Source organism: Sphaerisporangium sp. NPDC049003, from assembly GCF_043197795.1.
Taxonomy (GTDB): domain Bacteria; phylum Actinomycetota; class Actinomycetes; order Streptosporangiales; family Streptosporangiaceae; genus Sphaerisporangium.
The window spans coordinates 360,626-376,610 of the sequence record NZ_JBICTU010000002.1 but is presented as its reverse complement, the minus strand read 5'-3'; the positions used below and the strand labels follow the sequence as shown (position 1 = coordinate 376,610).

10 protein-coding genes and 2 rRNA genes are annotated in these 15,985 nt (G+C 69.9%); 7 read left to right on the top strand and 5 right to left on the bottom strand.

Translation table 11 applies throughout. From position 1 onward, the window contains the following. Both ACGFIV_RS03605 and rrf read left to right on the top strand, forming a co-directional pair. A 23S ribosomal RNA gene (locus ACGFIV_RS03605) occupies positions 1-90 on the top strand; the annotation flags it as partial. A 189-nt stretch (positions 91-279) separates the two neighbouring features. Then, a 5S ribosomal RNA gene (gene rrf, locus ACGFIV_RS03600) occupies positions 280-396 on the top strand. Between the two features lie 440 nt (positions 397-836). Here the strand turns inward: rrf and ACGFIV_RS03595 are convergent. From ACGFIV_RS03595 to ACGFIV_RS03580, 4 genes are all read right to left on the bottom strand, one after another. Then, a complete protein-coding gene (locus ACGFIV_RS03595) occupies positions 837-2,303 on the bottom strand; it encodes a phosphodiester glycosidase family protein (RefSeq protein WP_392831587.1) in 1,467 nt (488 codons plus the stop codon). Between the two features lie 196 nt (positions 2,304-2,499). Then, positions 2,500-3,636: a P1 family peptidase gene (locus tag ACGFIV_RS03590; protein ID WP_358559642.1), complete on the bottom strand. Its 1,137-nt coding sequence runs from the start codon at positions 3,634-3,636 to the stop codon at positions 2,500-2,502. Continuing rightward, entirely contained in the window at positions 3,633-5,243 is a 1,611-nt protein-coding gene (locus ACGFIV_RS03585) for a PucR family transcriptional regulator ligand-binding domain-containing protein (RefSeq protein WP_358559644.1), read from the bottom strand. The genes ACGFIV_RS03590 and ACGFIV_RS03585 overlap by 4 nt, the downstream gene beginning before the upstream one ends. A 192-nt stretch (positions 5,244-5,435) precedes the next feature. Beyond that, positions 5,436-6,164, bottom strand: a complete 729-nt coding sequence (locus ACGFIV_RS03580) for a TetR/AcrR family transcriptional regulator (protein ID WP_392831583.1) — start codon at positions 6,162-6,164, stop codon at positions 5,436-5,438. Positions 6,165-6,237: 73 nt separating this feature from the next. Between ACGFIV_RS03580 and ACGFIV_RS03575 the strand changes: the two genes are divergently transcribed. From ACGFIV_RS03575 to ACGFIV_RS03555, 5 genes are all read left to right on the top strand, one after another. After that, a complete protein-coding gene (locus tag ACGFIV_RS03575) occupies positions 6,238-7,758 on the top strand; it encodes an MFS transporter (protein ID WP_358559648.1) in 1,521 nt (506 codons plus the stop codon). Positions 7,759-7,969: 211 nt separating this feature from the next. After that, positions 7,970-9,268: an aspartate aminotransferase family protein gene (locus tag ACGFIV_RS03570; RefSeq protein WP_358559650.1), complete on the top strand. Its 1,299-nt coding sequence runs from the start codon at positions 7,970-7,972 to the stop codon at positions 9,266-9,268. Next, positions 9,265-10,773, top strand: coding sequence for a CoA-acylating methylmalonate-semialdehyde dehydrogenase (locus ACGFIV_RS03565; RefSeq protein ID WP_358559652.1), 1,509 nt, complete (start codon positions 9,265-9,267; stop codon positions 10,771-10,773). Before ACGFIV_RS03570 ends, ACGFIV_RS03565 begins: the two co-directional genes overlap by 4 nt. Before the next feature lie 2,096 nt (positions 10,774-12,869). Beyond that, on the top strand, positions 12,870-14,147 hold the full coding sequence (locus ACGFIV_RS03560; protein ID WP_358560202.1) for an extracellular solute-binding protein: 1,278 nt from the start codon (positions 12,870-12,872) through the stop codon (positions 14,145-14,147). A 270-nt stretch (positions 14,148-14,417) separates the two neighbouring features. Then, the gene (locus tag ACGFIV_RS03555; RefSeq protein WP_392831576.1) at positions 14,418-15,659 is read left to right on the top strand and encodes a saccharopine dehydrogenase family protein; all 1,242 of its coding nucleotides are present in this window, start codon (positions 14,418-14,420) and stop codon (positions 15,657-15,659) included. A 63-nt stretch (positions 15,660-15,722) separates the two neighbouring features. Here ACGFIV_RS03555 and ACGFIV_RS03550 read toward each other — a convergent pair whose 3' ends face one another. Next, positions 15,723-15,971 (bottom strand): hypothetical protein, encoded by a 249-nt coding sequence (locus tag ACGFIV_RS03550; protein ID WP_358560198.1) that lies wholly within the window; start codon positions 15,969-15,971, stop codon positions 15,723-15,725. Positions 15,972-15,985: the final 14 nt, after the last annotated feature.

Here is a 15,985-nt window from a genome sequence, read left to right as displayed (position 1 = left end):
TCCCAGGAGACGACTGGGTTGATAGGCCGGAGGTGGAAGCATCGTGAGGTGTGGAGCTGACCGGTACTAATAGGCCGAGGACTTGACCACAAAGCTAATGTTCCCCTGCATGGTCAGGGTGTGTGATGGTGTGCTGCGGCCCCGGTTCTCTTCGCCGGGTCCCGGGTGCATGCGCTACCGTCACATGACTCTTCCCCGGCAGGGGGCATCTTGCTCGCGTCCACTATGTAACTCAGAAACAACAAGCTGGGGTGACCCTGGTTGTGTGTTTCAAGGGGTTACGGCGGTCATAGCGGAAGGGAAACACCCGGTTACATTCCGAACCCGGAAGTTAAGCTTTCCAGCGCCGATGGTACTGCACCGGGGACGGTGTGGGAGAGTAGGACACCGCCGGACAAATATTTGATTGGTAGGGAAGCCATCCACATTGTGGGTGGCTTCCCTGCGTTATAGGGGATATTTTCCCTCGTCCTCTAGTACCTCTAGTACCTCGCTCTGTCCGGTACCCCGCTTCCTTCCCCGGCGTGTTCCCTCCCGGGGTCATCGATGAGCTGGCCGCGGGCCGTCGGGCTTAGATCGAGGTCGATGTCCTCCATCGGGCATTCCTGTCCCATCCGTCGCACTCTCGACGGGTTCCTCGCCGTAGACCGGTGCCGGCATCGCCGCCCCGCGTCCGACCGCGTCGGCGCCCAAAGTCAGGACGCCACAGCGGCTGGGAAGTCGGGTTGGTGTGGGTGTCGAGCGACCTGGCACCGGATCGGCAGTGAGGTTGGTATGGGGTGCCGAGCGAGCCGAGTAACAGGACGGGGAGTTGGCTTGGCTGGTCGGTGTCGGGGTCAGGGGAGGATCAGGAGGGCGTCGCCTACGCCGCGTTCGGTGCCGTCGGAGGGGTGGTTCACTACCTTGCCCTTGACGACCATGGCGCTCGACCCGCCGCCGTCAAGGTTGATGGCCTCACGAGCGCCCAGCCAGAGCATCAGCTGTGCGGCCTCCACCATCGAAGCTCCGACGGTGACGCCAGGCTTGCGGCCGTCGACGGTGGCGAGGATGAGCTTGCCCGACTTGGTGACTCCGGCCATGGTGCGAGGGTGCCGCCGGAGGATCATGTTGATGTTCGCGTGCCCGTCGGCCTTGGCGGTGATGTGTTCGCGGCCGTCGCGGACCAGGCCTACCCCGCCGCCGATGATGCTGGTCTCCGGGGTGAGGGGGACGCCCTTGCCGGTGCGCATGTCCGTCACCTTGGTGGTGACCTTCAGGTTCCACTTCTCCCAGGCGTGCGCCCAGATCCAGTCGGACATGATGCCGGTGCCGTGCAGTACGCGGGTCCCGCGCGCCACCTTGCCGCCTGCGGGGCGAAGGGTCAGTACCTCACCCTGGTCGTCGAGGACGGCCTCGGCTCCCTCGTCGGAGGGGGTCTTCTCTCCGAACTCCTCGGTGTAGAGCACCAGCTCGTCCGGCTGGGCCGCGCGGTTGACGCCGTTGATGGTCGTCCTCTCCCCGTCGGCCGAGGTTGCCGTAACCGTCGTCTTCACCTCGGTGATACGAGCGGTGCGCCCCTTGAGAATCAGGGCGCTGCGGCCTTCGACCGCCTCGCTGAGCAGGCGGCCGTCGACCACCGAGACGCCCACGGGTTCGCCCCGGAGGTTCTTGTCCGTGTGGATGTTGAAGAAGCCGCCGTTGACCGCGGCTATGGCGCCTTCTTTCTTGGCCATGGACGAGGGGGTCTCGCGCTTGGCGACGCTGGCTCCGATGCTGGAGTGGTAGGAACCGGTGAACGCCCGAGGATCGACGGTGAGCACCCGCATGTCCCAGGGACCGGTGGTCTGCAGCCCGTCGTCCCCGAGGAAGTCCACCTTCGCGGAGATATCAGCCTCTTTGAGCTTCTTAACTACCTTTTCGGCCTCATTGCGCTCTTCAAGGGTCCAAAGCCCGATGCGTACCGTGTAGCTGGTCCCCTCGGGATAGTCGGCGACGCCGGGGCGGGTGAACTGCTGGATACTCGCCTCGAATCCCGCGTTCAGGGCCGATTCCGCCGCCGCCTCCGCGGCGGCCTGGGAGCCGTAGTCCTTGCCCTTCATGAGCACCGACACCGTGTATCCATCGGTCGGCGTTCCATAGAGCACGCTGAACAGGTCGATGCCGGACGCGACCGCTCTCTGTTCCTGGGTGACGGCACCCGGCTGCCCGAGCGGGAAGTTCTCCGACGGCAGTCCCGATTGAGTCGATTCGGCGATCGCCGGCGCGGGGACGGTGGCCGCGAGGAAGGAAAGCGCGGCAAGACCGGCGATGAGGCGACGTGGCATCAAGGGCTCCCGTGGGTGATCTACTCCTTGACGCACCATGGTCTTGGCAATGACACGCCAGGCGCCCGCAAACACGCCCACGTCTACGAGAATGTAACCGGCCGTTTTTCCGGATCCGGAAATGAGCGGGCCCGGCGCGAATCCGCCCGGCTCCTGCGGTCGCGCGCAACGCCGCGTTACGGTTCGCTAGCCGCGATCACCGAGCGAGCGGCACGACCCCGTCACGGAGGAGCCCGGCCAGGCGTTTGCCGTCGAGGCCGTGGACGGTGACGCCGTCGGCGCCGGTCATGGTGTCCCCGGCGACCAGGGCGTTGACGATCGCCTCCTCGGTCGCCTCGATCACGGCGTAGAAGAGCGGATTGATGTAGTCGTCCGCGAGCACGGTCACGTCGAAGGTGCGCGGCGGATCGGCGTCGAGCGTGTTGGCCGGGAGGTTGCGGTTGGCGGTGGAGAAGCACAGGAAGCCGTCCCCGCTGGAGTTCTCCCCCGCGCCGCCCGTACGCGCGATGCCCAGCCCGGCGCGCTGGGCGAGCCTGCGGCACTGGTGGGGGAGCAGCGGCGCGTCGGTGGCGATGATGCCGATGATCGACCCGGCGCCCTCGAACTTCGGCGGTGTGGGCCTCGGCACGTCGTCGAGATGGCGGCCGACGGGAACGCCGTTGACGGTCAGGCGCTCGCGCGACCCGTGGTTCGCCTGGACGAGCACGCCCACGGAGTAGCCACCCTCATCCTCGCCGAGAACGCGGGAGGCGGTGCCGATGCCGCCCTTGAAGCCGTGGCAGATCATGCCGGTGCCGCCACCGACGCCGCCCTCGGCCACCGGCCCGGTGGACGCCGCGCGGTAGGCGGCCTTGACGTGCTCCGCTTTGACGTGCTGGCCGTCGATGTCGTTCAGCGTGCCGTCCCAGGTCTCGCCGACCACGGGGAGGGACCAGGCCTGACGGCCCCTTCCGAGGGAGGCCACCTCGATCTCCACGATCGTGTCCCGCACCACTCCCACCGAGGCGGTGTTCGTGAGCCCTATCGGCGAGGCGAGCATGCCGAACTCGTCGAGGAAGGCCATGCCGGTGATCTCGCCATTGCCGTTCAGCCAGTGGAGGCCCGCGTACACCGGCTCGTCGAAGGCCGACCCGCCGTGCGGGAGCACCACCGTGACGCCGGTGCGCACCGGGCCCTCGCCCACGACGCGGGCGCCCTCGCCGCGTACGAGGGTGGTGTGGCCGACCGTGACCCCCGCGACATCGGTGATGGCGTTGTACGGCCCGGGGGCGCCGGTGCCTATCACGATGCCGTGGTCACGTGCGCGCAGGGGCGTGACGTCGCCGAGGCTCAACGGATCTCCCTTCGGAACGACTCCAGCGCCAGCAGGGCGACGTGGAGGGACAGGCAGGACTCGACGTCGTCGAGGTCGGTGTCGAGGATGCGCTCCAGGCGGCGGAGCCGGTCGTAGAAGGCCGGCCGCGACAGATGGGCGCGCTGGGCCGCCACGGCCTTGTTGCGTCCCGCTTCCAGGTACGTACGCAGGATGCCGGTGAGGTCGCCGCCGCGATGGGCGTCGTGGGCGAGTAGCGGTCCGAGCTCGCGCTCGGCGAAGGTCTGCAGCCTGGCGTCGTCCCGCAGGAGGTGGAGCAGGCCGCGGAGCCGAAGGTCGGGCAGCCGATAGAACGGGCGCCGGTCAGGCTGGCGGGCGGCGGCCTCGGCGACCTGCTCGGCTTCGAGGAAGCTCCGGCGTACGTCCCTGATGGACTCGACGACGGAGCCGGCCGCGATGACGAACGGCGCGGCGAAGGCCGTGCGCAGCCGCTCGGCCAGGGTCGTGAGCGCGCCCTCGGCGAGCGCGCGGGGAGGCAGGGGAAGCAGGACCCCGACGCGGTTCTGGTCGAGGGCGCCGACGAGGGCGGGCAGCTTGGAGTCACGGCAGGCCGCGGCGGTCGCCTCGGCCAGCTCGCCAAGCTGGGCCTGGAGGTTCAGTGCCGTCTCGGTCGGGTCGGTGAGCCGGAGCACGACGCTGATGAGCTTGCGGCCGGTGAGCGGGACCCCGACCGCCCGCGCGCGTGCCGCCGCCTCCTCGGGATCGGCGTACGCGTGGGTCAGGATGCCGGTGATGATCGTGCCGTGGGCCTGGCGTTCCAGGCTCTCCTGGTGGCGTTCCAGCAGCCGGCCCAGGGCGAGCGTCGTGGCGGCGCGCTCGGCGAGGACTATGTCGCGCGGGCCGGGTGCGGACTCGCAGATGAGGATCAGCCGTCCCCAGTCGTGGCCGCGCGCGCCGACCATGGTGACCAGCCAGCCGGACGAGGTGTCGTAGGCGGTGCGCTCGCGGGGGGCGACCGCCCGTGACCGGGCCTCCCAGTTGGCGAGCAGGATGCCGGTGTCGCGCCCGGTGGACTCGCAGGCGAGCACCTGGTGGGCGAGGTTCTCCAGGATCGCGGGGCGGGCCGACAGGCGGGAGACCTGTGTCAGCACCTCGGCCGGTGACGCACCCTCGACCGACAGCTCGGTGAACACCTCGTGGAGATGCTCGGAAGCGCGGAGCTCCTCAAGCTGGATGTCGATGATGCGGGCGTGCACCGACTCGGTGATCTGTACGAAGGGTGTCTCGCGGGCCAGTGTGACGAGGGGGAGGCCATGGGTCTCCGCCGACTCGACGACGGCACGCGGCAGTTCGCGGATGAACCTGCGGCCCAGTTCGACGATCAGGCCGGACGCGCCCACGGCCGCCAGGTCGGCGATGTAGTCGGCCAGTTTGTCCGGCTCGTCGGGGAGCGCGACGCCGGTGGTGAGGATGAGCTCGCCCCCGCGGAGCAGGTGCGCGATGTCGCTGACCTCGCCGACGTGCACCCAGCGCACGCGCGTGTCCAGCCGGTCGGCGCCCGCGACGACGCGCGGATTGCCTCGGCGGACGGCGTCCAGTGCGAGGACGTCGGCCAGGGTCGGTAGCATATGTCCGAGCCTAGCCGATCACCATGTAAGACCGACCACACACTCCCTGACAGACTGTCGGCTATTGGACGGCACCGCCGACCGCTCGCCGGCCGGGGCGGAAGAGCGCTCTGCCTGGCGGAGTGGAGCGCTCACGTCTGGTGGGGGCGAGCGCCCACGTCGAGGCGAGCGCGCCCCCGTGAAGGCGAGCGCTCACGTCTGGCGGAGGCGGGCCTCCAGGCCGTCGAGGATGGAGATCAGGCCGAAGTCGAAGGCCAGGTGCCGGGCCCTGCTGAAGTCGATTCTCTCGTAGTCCTCATAGCGGGCCAGCAGCTTGGGGTAGTCGGCGGCGGCGACCCGCAGCTGGGGGCGGATCGCCTTCATCCACTCCTCGGCGTCCGCGCTCGACCGGCCGACGGTGTTCAGCCAGCTGACCTCGGGCATCGTGGCGCCCAGAGTGTAGGAGAGGAGGGAGGCCGAGGCGTATTCGAGGGTCATGCCGGTGAAACCGGCCAGCTCGAAGGCGTTCATCAGCGTCGTCCCGACGGCCAGGGCGTTCGGCCCGAGGCTCGGCATGGCTCCGATGAGCGTGACTGACCAGGGGTGTTCGAGGATCGCGCTGCGCAGGCCGTAGGCGAACGCCGCGGCCGCGTCACGCCAGCCGGTGACGGCGGGGTCGGGGATGCGCGCCTGGCCGTAGACCTCGTCGAGCACGAGCTCCAGCAGCTCTTCCTTGTTGGCCACGTGCCAGTAGATGCTGGTCGCTCCTGAGCCGAGCCTCGCCCCGAGCTTGCGCATGCTGAGGGCGTCCATGCCTTCGGTGTCGAGGAGCTCCATCGCGGCCCGGACGATCTGCTCGCGGCTCAGCGAGGGTTGCTCCCGTGTGCGCTTGGCGGGCGCTTCGCGGGACCAGACCGAGGTGAACCCCGTCTTGCTCGGCAAGGATGACTCTCCTTCGTTCGCCCCAAGGCTAATCCACTCGCACGCTGTCCGACTGTCATCGTACGCTGTGCGAGTGAACTCGAACGCTGTACGAGAAGAGCACGGAGACGCGCCCGGGAAGAATCCCCGGCGCTGGTGGATCCTCGCCGTGCTGTGCCTGAGCCTGCTGGTGCTCGTCGTGGACAACACGGTGCTGAACCTCGCGATCCCCTCGCTCATCCGCGACCTGGGCGCGAGCCCGGCGGACATCCAGTGGATCATCGACGCCTACATCCTGGTCTTCGCGGGCCTGCTGCTGACCGCGGGGAGCCTGTCCGATCGCTACGGCCGGCGCCGCTTCCTGATCATCGGGCTTGTGGTGTTCGGCGGAGCCTCGGTGGTCGCGATGCTCGCCCAGGAGCCGTGGCAGCTGATCGGCGCACGCGCGCTCATGGGGGTGGGCGGGTCGTTCCTGATGCCGAGCACCCTGTCGATCCTGATCACGGTCTTCGACGACTCCGAACGCCGCAAGGCCTTCGCCGCCTGGAGCGCGGTCGCCATGGTCGGGGTCATCGCCGGGCCGACCCTGGGCGGGTTCCTGCTGGAGCACTACTGGTGGGGCTCGGTGTTCCTGCTGAACGTGCCGATCGCCGCCGTCGCCATCCTCGCCGCCGTCCTGCTGATGCCCGAGTCCCGCGCGCCCGCCCGTCCAACCGACCCCCTCGGCGCCCTGCTGTCCACGGTCGGCATGACCGCGCTGGTCTACATGGTCATCGACGCGCCCCGCGAGGGCTGGACCTCGGCCCGCGCGCTGGTGGCGATCGCCGTCGCCGTCGTGGCGCTCGGGGGCTTCGTGATCTGGGAACGGCGGACCGACCATCCGATGCTGCCACTCTCGCTGTTCCGCGACCGTGACTTCAGCGGCTCGTCGTTCTCCATCGTGCTGATGTCGTTCGGCACCGGGGCGCTGCTGCTGATGCTCACCCAGTACCTGCAGTTCGTGCTGGCGTACGGGCCGATGAAGGCGGGCCTCGCGCTCCTGCCGTACGCGGTCGCCGCCGCGCTGTTCAACGGGGTCGGCGCCGGGCTCGGTCAGCGGGTCAGCAACCGGGTGCTGATCGCGGTGGGCATGCTCGTGATGGCCGGAGGGTTCATGGTGCTGGCGCTCATCGGCCCGTCCGACGGGTACGGCCGGCTCATCACCGGCCTGCTGATCATGGGCATGGGCGGTGGTCTCGCGGGGCCCGCGGCCTACGCGACGCTGATGGGGGCGGTCCCGCCGGACCACGCGGGCGTCGGCTCGGCGCTCAACGACACCGTCCAGCAGGTCGGCATGGCGCTGAGCGTGGCCATCCTCGGCAGCGTGCTCGCCGGGGTCTACACCGCGCGGATGCCTGAGAGCGCCCCGGCCGTGGCGAGGGACTCGATCGGCGCCGCGCTGCGGCTCGGGGACCCGGGGCTCGCGAAGACGGCCCGTGAGGCGTTCGTGTCGGCGATGTCGTTCGGCTCGTGGGTCGGCGTCGCGTTCGCCGTCGCTTCCGCCGCGCTCGCCTTCGCGGTCCTGCGCCCCCGTACGGCTCCGGTGGCCGAGCGCCGGCCCGAACCCGTGTCCTGACCGGGAGCGTGGCCTGGCAGGAAAGTCTGAGCTCAGGCGCCTGCGGGCGGTGGACGTACGCCGCCCGCAGGCGCTTAGGAAATGTCCGGACATCATGTCCACATGGCTTCAGGACGATAGAAGGTTGGGGGTGGCAGCATGTAAGGTGAATTCGCCGTACGCCGACACCTTGGAGGTGGGGGCGATGCCGATAAATCGACATAATCGGACTATGTCGGACCTTCTTCCGCGCCACCGTGCGGTCATGCCCAACTGGTTGTCCCTCTATTACGACGAGCCGATCGAGATCGTACGGGGGAAGGGCAACCGCGTCGTCGACGCAGAGGGCCGCACCTACCTCGACTTCTTCGCCGGCATCCTCACCAACATGATCGGGTACGACGTGCCCGAGGTCCGTGAGGCGGTCGAGCGCCAGCTCGCCACCGGGGTCGTTCACACCAGCACCGTCTACCTGCTGCGCGCGCAGGTGGAGCTGGCCGAGAAGATCGCGCGGCTGTCGGGCATCCAGGACGCGAAGGTCTTCTTCACCAACTCCGGCACAGAGGCCAACGAGACGGCCCTGCTGCTCGCGACGTACGCCCGCAGGTCCGACCAGGTGCTGGCCATGCGCCAGAGCTACCACGGCAGGAGCTTCGGCGCGCTGTCGGTCACGAGCAACCGGAGCTGGAAGAACAATTCGCTCTCCCCGCTCAACGTGCACTTCCTGCACGGCGCAGACCGGCACCTCCCGCAGTTCCGCGGCCTGTCCGACGCCGACTACATCAAGGCCTGCGTCGAGGACCTGCGCCACGTGCTCGCCACCGCGGTGGGAGGCGACGTGGCCGCGCTGATCGCCGAGCCCATCCAGGGGGTCGGCGGCTTCACCATGGCCCCCGACGGGCTGTTCGGCGCCTACAAGGAGGTCCTCGACGAGGAGGGCATCCTGTTCATCTCCGACGAGGTGCAGACCGGCTGGGGCCGCACGGGCTCGGCGTTCTTCGGCATCCAGGACCACGGGATGACGCCCGACATGATGACCTTCGCCAAGGGCCTCGGCAACGGGTTCGCGGTCGGAGGCGTGGTGGCCCGGGGTGACCTCATGGACGCCCCGCACGCCATCGGCCTCGCCACCTTCGGCGGCAACCCGATCTCCATGGCCGCAGCCAACGCGACCCTCGACTACGTGCTCGACCACGACCTCCAGGCGCGTGCCGCCGTCACGGGCGCGATCCTCCTCGACGGCCTGCGCGAGGCGCGGGGCCGCCTGCCGATCCTGGGGGACGTCCGGGGCAAGGGCCTCATGTTCGCCCTGGAACTGGTCGACCCCGCGACCGGCGCGCCCGCGCCGGAGCTGGCCGGCCGGTTCATGGAGGAGACCAAGAAGCTCGGGCTGCTGGCCGGCAAGGGCGGGCTCTACGGCAACGTGCTCCGCATGGCCCCGCCGCTGACGCTCACCGAGGACGAGGCGCGCGAGGGTCTGGGCATCATCCTCACGGCACTTCAGACGATCAACGAGGAGAAGGTCAAGTGAAGCGGGTCACGCACTGGATCGGCGGCGAGGAGGCGGAGGGGAGCTCGGGCCGGCGGGCCGAGATCTTCAACCCGGCCACCGGCGAGGTCGCGGGGCACGTGGACCTGGCCGGCCCCGAGGACGTCGACGCGGCGGTGGCCGCCGCCGCGGCCGCGTTCCCGGCGTGGCGGGACGCCTCGCTGGTGAAGCGGGCGCAGGTGCTGTTCCGGTTTCGCGAGCTGATGTACGGCCACCGCGACGAGCTGGCCGCGCTGATCAGCGCCGAGCACGGCAAGGTGCACTCCGACGCGCTGGGCGAGGTGGCGCGGGGGCTGGAGGTCGTGGAGTTCGCCTGCGGCATCCCCCACCTTCTCAAGGGCGGCTTCTCCGAGAACGTCTCGACGAGCGTCGACTCGTTCTCGATCAGGCAGCCGCTGGGGGTGGTCGCGGGGATCACGCCGTTCAACTTCCCGGCCATGGTGCCGATGTGGATGTATCCCCTCGCGATCGCCTGCGGCGACACCTTCGTGCTGAAGCCCTCAGAGCGCGACCCGTCCGCGTCGCTGCTGATGGCGTCGCTGTGGAAGCAGGCCGGTCTGCCCGACGGCGTGTTCAACGTCGTCCAGGGCGACAAGGTCGCCGTCGACCGGCTGCTGGAGCACCCCGGCGTCCGCGCGGTCTCCTTCGTCGGCTCCACGCCGATCGCCCGGTACGTCTACGAGACGGGGACCCGGCACGGCAAGCGGGTGCAGGCGCTCGGCGGGGCCAAGAACCACATGCTCGTGCTGCCCGACGCCGATCTCGACCTGGTCGCCGACGCCGCGGTGAACGCGGGCTTCGGCTCGGCGGGGGAGCGGTGCATGGCGATCTCGGTCGTGCTCGCGGTCGACCCGGTCGGCGACGAGCTGGTCGACAAGATCGTCCAGCGCGTGAGCACGCTGACAGTCGGCCCGGGCGACGACCCCGACTCCCAGATGGGCCCGCTGGTCACGGGGGCGCATCGCGACAAGGTGGCCTCCTACCTCGACACCGCGCTCGCGGAGGGCGCCAAACTGGTCGTGGACGGGCGCGAGACCCCGATCAAGGGCGGCGCGACCGCCGCCGAGACCCCGGGCTTCTGGCTCGGGCCCACGGTCATCGACAAGGTCGCGCCGGGGTCGGCCGTCCATCGCGACGAGATCTTCGGCCCGGTGCTGTCGGTGGTCAGGGTCTCCTCGTACGAGGAGGGCCTTCAGATCATCAACGACGTCGAGTACGGCAACGGCACCGCCATCTTCACCAACGACGGGGGCGCCGCCCGGCGCTTCCAGAACGAGGTGGAGGTCGGCATGGTGGGCATCAACGTGCCGATCCCCGTGCCCATGGCGTTCTACAGCTTCGGCGGGTGGAAGTCCTCGCTCTTCGGTGACACGCACGTCCACGGCACCGAGGGCGTCCACTTCTACACGCGCGGCAAGGTGGTCACCTCGCGCTGGCTCGACCCGAGCCACGGCGGCGTGAACCTCGGATTCCCCACCAACAAGTAGCCCGCTCGCCTCGATCCGCCGACGGCCCCGTCCGAGTTCTCTTCTCGGGCGGGGCCATCATGGTCCGGCGGCCGCCCTCCGCGCCGGAACGTCCTGACCGCCTACGTTCGTCCCTCCGGACGGCGTGTCGGGCTCTGGACAAGCCGTTTATCCGATTAATTCCGATGCATGCCTTCACTTGTATTGATACGGCATTTTCGTCGGCCATTCCGGGGGGGCCTGGCAAAGAACTCCACGACGCCGGGCAGGTATGTTGATCAAATGGGAAAAAGGTCTGCCCAGACCTCCCGGGCCTGTCAAAGAGTTTCTCCCGGGCGTGACTTCATGAGAGGCCGGGGGAGAGAATGAAGAGTGGCTACTTTTATGAAACGGACTCTGGCGGGCAGCGTGCTCGCCGGAGCCGTTCTCGTTTACTCTCCTGCTCCTGCAGGTGCTGAGGCAAGAACTGCCTGGCCAGGCAACCAGGCAGTTACCGGAAATGCGCGGGACGGCGCGACTTCTAGAACATCGGCACATGTACGCAAATTCACCCCAAGGCGATCCAAGGCGCTCGATTACTGTACGCCTATCTTGTGCCCGATTCCGCCGATTCCGCTGACTCCGTCGGGCACGACCATTCAGTCGGTTGCCTGGCCCCAATCCGTCCCGGTCGCGCCCAACACCATCCCGCTGTGCAGATTCTTTGGCCTGCCGCAATCCCTCTGTAAGGTCCCGCCGGCACCTGCGGGGCCACCCGGCCCGGTGGGACCGGTAGGACCGGCAGGTCCTCCCGGGATCAACGGCGCTCCTGGTCCGGCGGGCCCGGCTGGTCCCTCTGGTCCCGCAGGTCCTCAGGGTCTTCCTGGCGTCGACGGCGCTCCTGGTCCGGCGGGCCCGGCTGGTCCCTCTGGTCCCGCAGGTCCTCAGGGTCTTCCTGGCGTCGACGGCGCTCCCGGTCCGGTGGGTCCGGTGGGTCCGGTTGGTCCGGTTGGTCCCGCAGGTCCTCAGGGTCTTCCGGGCTTCGACGGCGCTCCCGGTGCTCCGGGTGTCGACGGTGCTCCCGGTCCGGTGGGTCCGGTGGGTCCGGTTGGTCCCGCAGGTCCTCAGGGTCTTCCGGGCTTCGACGGCGCTCCCGGTGCTCCCGGTGTCGACGGTGCTCCCGGTCCCGTGGGTCCGATGGGTCCGGTGGGTCCGCCTGGAGTTGACGGCGCTCCCGGCCCGGCTGGTCCTGTGGGTCCCCCCGGGGTCGATGGTGCTCCGGGTCCGGCTGGTCCCGTGGGTCCCATAGGTTTCGTGGGCCCGGCAGGCCCGGCAGGCCCGCAGGGTCCGCCCGGAGTCGATGGCGCACCGGGGATCGACGGTGCTCCAGGTATCGACGGCATCGATGGTGCTCCGGGTCCGGTGGGTCCGGCAGGTCCGCAGGGTCTGCCTGGGGTCGACGGCGCTCCCGGCCCGGCAGGTCTGCCTGGGGTCGATGGTGCTCCGGGTCCCGTAGGACCGGCAGGTCCGCAGGGTCTCCCTGGGATCGATGGTGCTCCGGGTCCGGCTGGTCCGGTGGGTCCGGTGGGTCCCGCAGGTCCGCAGGGTCCCCCTGGGGCCGGTAGCGTTCCCGGTCCGGCAGGTCCGCAGGGTCTGCCTGGGGTCGACGGCGCTCCCGGTCCGGCAGGTCCGCAGGGCCCGGCAGGTCCGGCAGGCCCGGCAGGTCCGCAGGGCCCGGCAGGTCCGGCTGGACCGCAAGGTCCCGCTGGTCCTCCTGGACCGCCCGCCCCCACCACGACCGGCCAGGCGACCGGGGGACCGAGCACCGGTTCCCCTGCTCCCCAGGCGCCCCCGACCGGCGGCCTTGTGCCGATCGTGGGTCTCCCGGCCGGTGTCGTGGTTCCGCTCACCGCGGTCCCGGCATCGCCCTGCGGCGGAGGTTCGAGCTACGGCTACCCGGTCGTCTACTCCGTCTGCGGTGGCTGATCGCCTCTGACGTCCGAAGGGTGAAATAGACAGAAGGGGTGCGTGCCGCGTGCGGCACGCACCCCTTCAGCCGTATGGGCTCATGGCAGGTTCCCGGCCGGCGTGGGCCGATAGGCTCGCGGAGGAGACGGTGAAGGCGAGGGGCTGGCGTGATGAAGTTGGGGCGATCTCGGGCCGGTCTCGCGGGGGCGTTGGTCTCGACGTTCGTGGCGCTCGCCGCGTGTGCCACGCCGGGGCGCGGGTCCCCGCCCGCCGAGGTCGCCGTCGTGCCGACGGCTCCCCGCACGGCCGCCACGTCGCAGGCGCCCGCCGCCTCTCCATCGCCGACCCCCACCCCCTCGCCGACCCCCTCGGGCAGGGTCCTCGGGCCGGGCGAGGGCGCGGTCACGGTGCTGACCTTGCGCGGGTACGCCGAGTACGGCGGCAGCGATCCCACGTTCGACTGGGTGGGGCCGTTCGAGGAGAAGACGGGCTGCCGGGTGAACCTCCGCTTCCCCCAGACCAGCGACCAGATCGACAAGCTGCTCGCCCAGACCTCCTACGACGTCGTGTCCGCGCCTCCGGAGGTGGGGGGACGGCTGATCGCCGAAGGGAAGGTCGCCCCCCTCACCACCTCGCTCGTGCCTCACTACGACGACCTCCCCGAGTGGCTGCGGTCCCAGCGCTCCGTCGTGGGCGGCGACCACGTGTACGGCGTCCCGTACGTGTGGGGGTCGTACGTCACCCTCTACGACAGCGCGAGGGCGCGCCCGGCCAGGGGGGACGCGCTCTACGCGAACCGTGGCCCCGTCATGCTCAGGGACAGCCCGCTCTCGATCGCCGACGCGGCCCTCGCGCTGAAGAAGCGGCGGCCCGCCCTGGGCGTCAAGGATCCGTTCGAGCTCACCCCGGCCCAGCTCGACGCGGCGGTCGCCCTCATCGGCGAGCGGCACGGCCACGAGCGTTCGTACTGGAAGGATCCGATCGACGCGCTGCAGGGCTTCGCCGGGGCGTCCGTGCGGCTCGGGCGCGCGCTGCCGTACCAGCTCGACGTCCTGCGCCGGGCCGGACGGCCGGTGAAGGCGGTGGGCGGCGAACCCACGACCGGCTGGGTGGACTCCTGGATGCTCTCCACGCAGGCGGCCGCGCCGAACTGCGCCTACAGGTGGCTCGACTGGATCAGCTCGCCCGAGGCGCAGCAGCAGGCGGCCGTGTGGACCGGCCTCGCCCCCGCCAACCCCTCGGCGTGCGGCTACCGGGGCGACGTCTCCCAGAAGTACGTCCACGCCGAACGGGCCAGGAGGGTGTGCGACGCCTACCGGGTGAAGGACCGGGCGTGGACCGAGAAGATCAGCTTCGCCGTCCGTCCGGTGAGGGACTGCGGAGGCCGGGACGGGGAATGCACCGACTACGCCGAGTGGGCCACGAGGTGGCAGCAGCTCGTGCGCTAGCCGGGTGATCTTCAACCGGGCGTGAGATGCCCTGGGAGCACCCGTCCCCCGCTGGGTGGTGCCTGCCAGTTGCTGCCCCCCCAGCTCAGGAGCGTCCCCTTCTGCCTCACCGGCCTGCCAAGGGCCCGTCGCCGATCCGAAGCCTCGGCGGTCGTCGGCCATCGTTCTCGCCAGGCGAAGGTGGGCCTCGCAACGGATTCCGTGGAGGAAGACCGGTTTTCCGGCGCTCCCATATTGAATGGTCGACCAGTCAATTGGTACGGTCGCTGCATGCGTATCCTGCTTGTAGGCGCCGGTGGCGTCGGTTCCGCCGTGGTCCCGATCGCCGCCCGCCGAGACTTCTTCGAACACATCGTCGTCGCCGACTATGACCGCTCACGTGCCGAGGCCGTGGTCTCCAAACAGGTCACGCTCCAGGCCGCGTCCGGGCAGGGTGACGTGCGGTTCAGCGCCATCGGCCTCGACGCCTCCGACCAGGGCGCGGTGGAGGCGGCACTCCGCGAGCACGACTGCGACGTCCTCTTCAACGCCGTGGACCCCCGGTTCGACATGCCCCTGTTCCGCGCCGCGCTGAACGCGGGCGCGCACTACCTCGACATGGCGATGTCCCTGTCCACGCCGCACCCCTCCCGGCCGTACGAGCTGACGGGCGTCAAGCTCGGCGACGAGCAGTTCGCGATGTCGCCCGAGTGGCGGGCCAAGGGGCGGGTCGCCCTGGTCGGCATGGGGGTCGAGCCCGGCCTCGCCGACGTCTTCGCCAGGTACGCGGCCGACCACCTCTTCGAGACCATCGACGAGGTCGGCATCCGCGACGGGGCGAACCTGGTGGTCGAGGGCCCGGACGGGGAGGAGTCCTTCGCGCCCACGTTCTCGATCTGGACCACCATCGAGGAGTGCCTCAACCCGCCCGTCGTCTGGGAGGACGGCGACTGGCACACCACCGAGCCGTTCAGCGAGCCGGAGGTCTTCGACTTCCCCGAGGGCATCGGCCCGGTGGAGTGCGTCAACGTCGAGCACGAGGAGGTGCTGCTGGTCCCGCGCTGGGTGAACGCCCGGCGGGTGACGTTCAAGTACGGCCTCGGAGAGGAGTTCATCGACGTCCTCAGGACGCTCCACAAGCTCGGCCTCGACTCCACCGACCCCGTGAAGGTCAAGGGCATGGAGGTCTCGCCGCGCGACGTCGTGGCCGCCTCCCTCCCCGACCCGGCGACGCTCGGCGGGCGCATGCGCGGCAAGACCTGCGCCGGCACGTGGATCAAGGGCACCGGCAAGGACGGCCGGCCGCGCGAGGTCTACCTGTACCACGTGGTCGACAACGAGTGGTCGATGCGCGAGTACGACTCGCAGGCCGTCGTGTGGCAGACGGCGGTCCATCCCGTCGTCGCCCTGGAACTGCTCGCGCGCGGGGCCTGGAAGGGCGAGGGCGTGCTCGGCCCCGAGGCCTTCGACCCCGTGCCGTTCCTCGACCTGCTGAACGAGTACGGCTCGCCCTGGGGCATGCGCGAGCAGTGACCCCGGTCGACCGGCACGGCGGCGACCCGCCTGGATGAGGTGGGTCGCCTGCCGGTGCCCTGCTCAGGGGAGCGTGGCTCTCCTGGCCGAGGGTTTGTGCCTGGGCGCGGGGGTCGCGGGGAGCAGCGCCTCGGCGCACTCCTCGCAGGCCATGACGGGGGCGTCGTCGGGAAGTCTGCCGACACGGACCCGAGGTCGAGGCCATTTCTTGTGACAGACCACGCAGGCGTCCCCGTCGCGCTGCGGGCCGGTGAGATCTTCAGGGTCGAACGTCAGGTTGAGCCGTGCCGCTCCGGTCGGATCCCAGCTCATCACGCTCCTGTTGA

Excerpts from the sequence above, each read along its gene's own strand:
- ACGFIV_RS03560 (WP_358560202.1), top strand. The coding sequence starts at position 12,870 with ATGAAGTTGGGGCGATCTCGGGCCGGTCTCGCGGGGGCGTTGGTCTCG.
- ACGFIV_RS03595 (WP_392831587.1), bottom strand. The coding sequence starts at position 2,303 with ATGCCACGTCGCCTCATCGCCGGTCTTGCCGCGCTTTCCTTCCTCGCG.
- ACGFIV_RS03570 (WP_358559650.1), top strand. The coding sequence starts at position 7,970 with ATGTCGGACCTTCTTCCGCGCCACCGTGCGGTCATGCCCAACTGGTTG.
- ACGFIV_RS03585 (WP_358559644.1), bottom strand. The coding sequence starts at position 5,243 with ATGCTACCGACCCTGGCCGACGTCCTCGCACTGGACGCCGTCCGCCGA.
- ACGFIV_RS03555 (WP_392831576.1), top strand. The coding sequence starts at position 14,418 with ATGCGTATCCTGCTTGTAGGCGCCGGTGGCGTCGGTTCCGCCGTGGTC.
- ACGFIV_RS03550 (WP_358560198.1), bottom strand. The coding sequence starts at position 15,971 with ATGAGCTGGGATCCGACCGGAGCGGCACGGCTCAACCTGACGTTCGAC.